This window comes from Streptomyces sp., assembly GCF_035563135.1.
Classification (GTDB): Bacteria; Actinomycetota; Actinomycetes; order Streptomycetales; family Streptomycetaceae; genus Streptomyces.
On sequence record NZ_DATMVN010000743.1, the window covers coordinates 1 to 5,927 of the forward strand.

At 73.3% G+C, this 5,927-nt stretch carries 6 protein-coding genes and 1 pseudogene; 2 read left to right on the forward strand and 5 right to left on the reverse strand.

The features are described 5' to 3' along the window. The first annotated feature begins 160 nt into the window (after positions 1–160). Both VN520_RS33225 and VN520_RS33230 read left to right on the forward strand, forming a co-directional pair. Positions 161–892, forward strand: coding sequence for a response regulator transcription factor (locus VN520_RS33225; protein ID WP_325750660.1), 732 nt, complete (start codon positions 161–163; stop codon positions 890–892). After that, the gene (locus tag VN520_RS33230; protein ID WP_325750661.1) at positions 889–2,307 is read left to right on the forward strand and encodes a HAMP domain-containing sensor histidine kinase; all 1,419 of its coding nucleotides are present in this window, start codon (positions 889–891) and stop codon (positions 2,305–2,307) included. Before VN520_RS33225 ends, VN520_RS33230 begins: the two co-directional genes overlap by 4 nt. Positions 2,308–2,318: 11 nt before the next feature. Here the strand turns inward: VN520_RS33230 and VN520_RS33235 are convergent, their stop codons facing one another. From VN520_RS33235 to VN520_RS33255, 5 genes and pseudogenes are all read right to left on the reverse strand, one after another. After that, on the reverse strand, positions 2,319–3,254 hold the full coding sequence (locus VN520_RS33235; RefSeq protein WP_325750665.1) for a phosphatidylinositol-specific phospholipase C: 936 nt from the start codon (positions 3,252–3,254) through the stop codon (positions 2,319–2,321). Between the two features lie 86 nt (positions 3,255–3,340). Then, a complete protein-coding gene (locus VN520_RS33240; protein WP_325750662.1) occupies positions 3,341–4,309 on the reverse strand; it encodes an ABC transporter permease in 969 nt (322 codons plus the stop codon). Positions 4,310–4,320: 11 nt separating this feature from the next. Beyond that, the gene (locus tag VN520_RS33245) at positions 4,321–5,262 is read right to left on the reverse strand and encodes an ABC transporter ATP-binding protein (RefSeq protein WP_325750663.1); all 942 of its coding nucleotides are present in this window, start codon (positions 5,260–5,262) and stop codon (positions 4,321–4,323) included. Then, positions 5,259–5,654, reverse strand: a complete 396-nt coding sequence (locus VN520_RS33250; protein WP_325750664.1) for a transcriptional regulator — start codon at positions 5,652–5,654, stop codon at positions 5,259–5,261. The genes VN520_RS33245 and VN520_RS33250 overlap by 4 nt, the downstream gene beginning before the upstream one ends. Next, positions 5,651–5,927: pseudogene (locus VN520_RS33255) on the reverse strand (hypothetical protein); the annotation flags it as partial. The pseudogene VN520_RS33255 and the gene VN520_RS33250, both read right to left, overlap by 4 nt.

Sequence of the window (5,927 nt, forward strand, 5' to 3'; positions counted from 1 at the left end):
CGAACGGTCCCCGCCCGCCCGGGGTCCGCAGCGGCACCGGCCGTGAGCGCCGCCGCCGTGCCGCGCGACGCCGTGCGGCGGCCGTGCGAGGCTGAGGGCCCCGCACACCGCACCCGGCACGCCCGGCACGCCCGGCACGAAGGAAGAGGACGAAGAAGCGATGAGCCCCGCCGAAGACGGTCCGCAGCGCGTCCTGATCGTCGACGACGAGCCCGCCGTGCGCGAGGCGCTGCAACGCAGCCTCGCGTTCGAGGGGTACGGAACCGAGGTGGCCGTGGACGGCTACGACGCCCTGGCCAAGGCCGAGACGTACGCTCCCGACCTGATCGTCCTGGACATCCAGATGCCCCGCATGGACGGCCTCACCGCCGCCCGGCGCATCCGGTCCACGGGGTCGACCACACCCATCCTGATGCTCACCGCCCGCGACACCGTCGGCGACCGGGTCACGGGCCTGGACGCCGGCGCCGACGACTACCTGGTCAAGCCCTTCGAGCTGGACGAGCTCTTCGCCCGCATCCGCGCCCTGCTGCGCCGCAGCTCGTACGCCGTCACCGCGGGCGGACCCCTCCCCGACGAGGACGTGCTGTCCTTCGCGGACCTCCGCATGGACCTGAGCACCCGTGAGGTGACCCGGGGCACCCGCCGGGTGGAGCTCACCCGCACCGAGTTCACCCTCCTGGAGATGTTCCTGGCCCACCCCCGCCAGGTGCTGACCCGCGAGCAGATCCTCAAGGCGGTCTGGGGTTTCGACTTCGAGCCCAGCTCCAACTCCCTGGACGTGTACGTGATGTACCTGCGCCGCAAGACGGAGGCGGGCGGTGAGCCGCGCCTCGTCCACACGGTGCGGGGCGTCGGCTACGCCCTGCGCTCCGGCGGCGGTGACGGGTGACCGGCCTCCCCCGCCGGCTCCGCGCCCTGCCGCTGCGCTCACGGCTCGCCCTGCTGGTCGCCATGGCGGTCGCGGTGGCGGTGGCGGCGGTGGCAGCGGCCTGCTGGTTCGTGACCCGGGAACAGCTGGAGCACCAGCTGGACGAGTCGCTGCGCGGCTCCAAGGTGGACCAGCCCTACCTGGCGGACCTGTACACCTACTGCAAGGGCGACACCGGGCTGCCGCCCCAGCCCTTCACCGGTGCGACGGTCCAGCTCATCGACTCCCAGGGGACGGTCTGCGTGGCTCCCGGCACATCGAAACTGCCGGTGAGCGACGAGGACCTGCGCGTGGCCGAGCGGCAGCGGACCTACGCCCTGCACACGGAGACGGCCGAGAACGGCACGGACATGCGGGTCTTCACCTCACAGCTCGCTGTCCGGGGCCCCGGAACGGAATCCGGGAACCTGGCGGTCTCCATCGCCCGCCCCATGAGCGAGGTCACCGCCCCCCTCTCCACCCTCGCCTGGGTGCTGGCCCTCGTCGCCGGCATAGGCGTCGTCGGTGCGGGCGCGGCGGGTCTGTGGGTCGCCCGTACCGGCCTGCGCCCCGTCGACGACCTCGCCCACGCCGTGGAGCACGTCGCCGAGACCGAGGACCTGACCGTCCGGATCCCCGCCGAGGGGGAGGACGAGATCGCACGCCTCTCCCGCTCGTTCAACTCCATGACCAGCTCCCTGGCCACCTCCCGCGACCGCCAGTCGCAGCTCATCGCGGACGCCGGGCACGAACTGCGCACCCCGCTCACCTCGCTCCGTACGAACATCGAGCTGCTCGCCCGCAGCGACGACACGGGCCGTGCCATCCCGCCCGACGACCGCAAGGCCCTGATGACGTCGGTCAAGGCCCAGATGACCGAGCTCGCGGCCCTCATCGGCGACCTCCAGGAGCTCTCCCGCCCCGACGCCGCCCAGCCCGGCCCCCTCCAGGTGGTCGCGCTGCACGAGATCACCCGCAACGCCCTGCAGCGCGCCCGGCTGCGCGGCCCGGAGCTGACCATCACCGCCGAGCTGGCCCCCTGGTACGTACGCGCCGAGCCCGCCGCCCTGGAGCGGGCGGTCGTCAACGTCCTGGACAACGCGGTGAAGTTCAGCCCGGCCCGCGGGACGATCGACGTCGTGCTCCACCGAGGCGAGCTGACCGTACGGGACCACGGACCCGGCATCCCTCCCGAGGAGCTCCCGCACGTCTTCGACCGCTTCTGGCGCTCCCCCTCGGCCCGTCAGCTCCCCGGCTCCGGCCTCGGCCTGTCCATCGTGGCCCGCACGGTCCGGCACGCCGGCGGGGACATCGCCCTGCGCCCGGCGGAGGGCGGCACCGGCACGGTGGCGTCGATCCGGCTGCCGGGGGCGCCGACGCCGCCGCCGGAGGTGTGAGGACGTGTGGCTCAGCCCGTCGGGTTGTGCCGGATCAGCGACTCCACCAGCCCCGGGCGGGTCGCCGGGTAGTCCAGCGGGACGATCCCGAGACCGGTCCAGCCCGAGGCCTCCGCCCCGTCGAGGAACGCGTGCACCTGCGGGTTCAGACGGTCGGAGTTCCAGCGCGGGGGGAGCAGGGCCGCGGTGCTCACGTAGTTCATGAACAGCTTGCCGGGCTGTTGCGCGGCCCTGCGGAACTGCGCCTCGATCCTGGGGTACTTGGCGAACGGCTCCGCCATGTAGTCGTCCTGGATGTCGAAGAGCGCCGGGTCGGCGTACCGGACGCCCGGCAGCCCGCCGTTGTCGGCGAGCAGCACCACCTTGCCCCGGGCCCCGCCCAGGTCCGGAAGCGTGGAACCGAGGTGCAGGAGCGGCCGCCAGCCCTTGCCGTCGAGATAGAGGTCGAAGATCCGCCGGAACGCGGCATCGCTCTCCTCGGAGTACTCCTGCTTGACCCGCATCAGCACGGTCTCCGACGGCCGCCGGGCCAGGAAGTCGCGGCAGGCGGTCAGCACATCGTCGAAATTCAGGTGCTGGTACGACGCTCCGTGATGGATCGCGAACGCGTCACCGCTGATCCGGCAGCGCACGTCGAGGAAACGGACGCCGCTGTCGAGCTGCTCGGCGACCGTCGTGTTCTGGCACTCCGTCCAGGGGCCGCCGTGCCGCGCCCCGGAGTTATGTGTTCCCGGGATCGTGAGGCGCTGGAGCGGGGTGCTGTCGGCGAGGGCGCCCATCCAGTCCTGGACGCCCCGCGCCGTACGGGAGGCGGCGTCCGCCGTACGCGGTACGACGCTCAGCAGAGCACCCGCGGTGAGACCCGCCGCTCCGGTCAGGAAGCGCCGCCGGCCGATGACGCGGCTGCCGTGTTCGCTTCGTCCGGTCACGCCTCTGCTCACGCCCATGCTCACCATGGAGCGGATTATGGCGCGTACAGAACAACCGTGGGAATGGGGCGTCGCGCAGGGCCCGCCCCCTCCCCGGAGGCCGCCTACGCGGACATCGCCCCGCTCCGTTCCGCCTTGCGGTGTCGCGCGGTCAGGCGGGAACCGGACTCGCGGCGGGCGGCGCGGCGCAGGAGAGGGACCGCGAGGAGGAACCCGAGGACCGCCCAGGCGGTCAGCACCAGGGCGACCATGGGCAGCTCCCAGGAGCCGGCCGGCTCGACGGCCCGCGCGGAGTCCGGCAGCAGCGCCGAACGCAGGCCCTGCGCCATCCACTTGAGCGGGAAGACGGAGGCCACCTGCTGGACCGGCACGGGCAGCGAGGTGATCGGGAACACCGTTCCGGAGGTGATGAGCAGTCCCATCGTGGGCAGCATGATCAACGCCAGCGCCTCACGCGGGTTGGGCAGCACGGCGCCGATGGCCGCCCCCAGCGGTACGACGGCGAGGAGCCCGAGGGTGGTGACCCACCCCAGCGTCAGCCAGTCACCCGGCCCGCGCGGCAGCGGCCCGTCCGCCACCAGTGCCGTCGCCGCCAGGAGCAGGGCCAGGGAGCCGACCGCCGTGACGACCACCAGCAGGCACTTGGCGATGAGATAGGCCGGTATCCCGCCGGGGGTGGCGCGCAGCCGCAGCAGGGCGCCCTCCTCCCGTTCGGTCACGAGCATCTGCGGAAGGCTGAGCAGCCCGATCTGGAACAGCAGGTAGGCGGCGAACCCCGCGATCACCAGATGGGCCATCGGGGTCCGGGTGCCGGGCACGTCGTCGCTCATGTAGACGGCGACCAGCAGCGCGACCACCACATTGGTCAGATGGCCGGACATCTCCTTGGGGTTGCGGAGGAGGTGCCGCAGCTCGATGCCGCCGCGGAGGAAACCGGCGCGCCAGTAGGCGCGGGTGCGGCGGCGGGGCCCCTCCGTCCCGTCCGGCGCCCCGCCCGCACCCTCCGTCGCGTCCCCCGTGCCTGCCATGTCCGCCCCGTCCGCCCCGTCCGCTGGGTCCGTCTTCTCCGTCACGCGTGTCTCCCTCATACGGCCTGCGCCTCCCCGTCCGCGGCCCCGTCCGTGCCCTCGTCCTCCCGGTGCACCATGTGCAGATAGGTGTCCTCCAGCGTCGGGCGGCGGACCTCCAGGCCGGCGATCGGGCCGTCCGCGTCCTGGTGGAGCTCCCAGACGAGCCGCGAGGGGTCCTCGGTGCGTTCGCGGTGGGACGTCCCGTCCTCGTCCGTCCAGCGGACCTCGGCCTGCGCCGCGGCACGCCGGGCCAGCTCCACCGGGGTCCCGCAGGCCCGGATCCGGCCGCCGACCAGCATGGCGATCCGGTCGGCGAGCCGCTCGGCCTCCACCAGGTCGTGTGTGGTGAGCAGGACGGTGACGCCTTCGTCGCGGGCCAGCCGTTCGACCAGGAGGTGGAACTCGTGCCGCGCCTCCGGGTCGAAGCCGGTGGTCGGCTCGTCCAGGAAGAGGAGTTCGGGGCGGCCGACGATGCCGAGCGCGACGTCCAGCCGCCGTCGCTGGCCGCCGGACAGCCGGTCGACCTGCCGGCCGGCCTGGCCGGTGAGGCCGACCAGCTCCAGCAGTCCGGCCGGGTCACGCGGGGCGGGGTAGTACGCCGCGAAGTGCGTCAGCAGTTCGGCGACCCGCCAGCGGCGGTGGTCGCGCCAGGACTGCAGGACCAGTCCGATGCGGCCGCGCCACGCGTCGTCACCGCGCTCCGGGTCCGCACCGAGGACGCGGACCTCCCCGGCGGAACGCTTCCGGAAGCCCTCCAGGATCTCGACGGTGGTGGTCTTCCCGGCGCCGTTGGGCCCGAGCAGCGCGAAGACCTCGCCGCGGTAAATGTCCAGGTCGATGCCGTGGAGGACGTCGACGTCGCCGTACGACATGCTCACATCGCGGGCCTGGATGACGGGCCGGCCGGCCGTGGCGGGCGGTGCGGGGTGTACGGGTGTGTGCTTGAGCGCCGTCATCGTCCTGCCTCCGCGTGGTCCCGCCGCCGTGGTGCCGCCCCGTTCGCGGCCGTCTCCGGAATGCCGTCCGCCGCCGGGCCGGCCACCGCCGCCGCGCCCCCGGCGCCCTCGACGATGGCCCGGAGCGCCGCCACATGCCCGTCGAAGGCGGTGCGGCCGCGGTCCGTCAGCCGTACCTTCGTACGCCGCTTGCGCCCGCCGCCCTCCTTGTGGATCTCCAGGTACCCGGCTTCCTCCAAGGTGTGCAGCTGCTTGGAGAGCGCGGAGTCGCTGAGCGAGAGGCTGTCGCGGATGAACGCGAAGTCCGCCCACTCGGTGGCCGCGAGCAGCGCGACCACCGACAGCCGGGTGGCGGGATGGATCAGCTCGTCGAAGCCGGTGGGGGTGCTCATCGGCCCGTCCCCCCGTGGGCCGCCCGCCCGCCGAGACGCACCGAGTCGGCCGTCCAGCGGCGTGCGGGCCCGACGAACAGCAGGAACGCGGCCGTCGAGACGGTGGCCTGGATCAGACCGGCGGACATCGGCTCCAGCCCGTCCACCAGGCGACCGGACAGCAGACTCGTCCCGCCGGTCACCACCGCCCCCACGACGAACGTGGCGGACATCCGCCGGGTGCAGCGGGAGCGGTGCAGTCGCATCCGGCTCCGGCGGCCGCAGACCACGGCT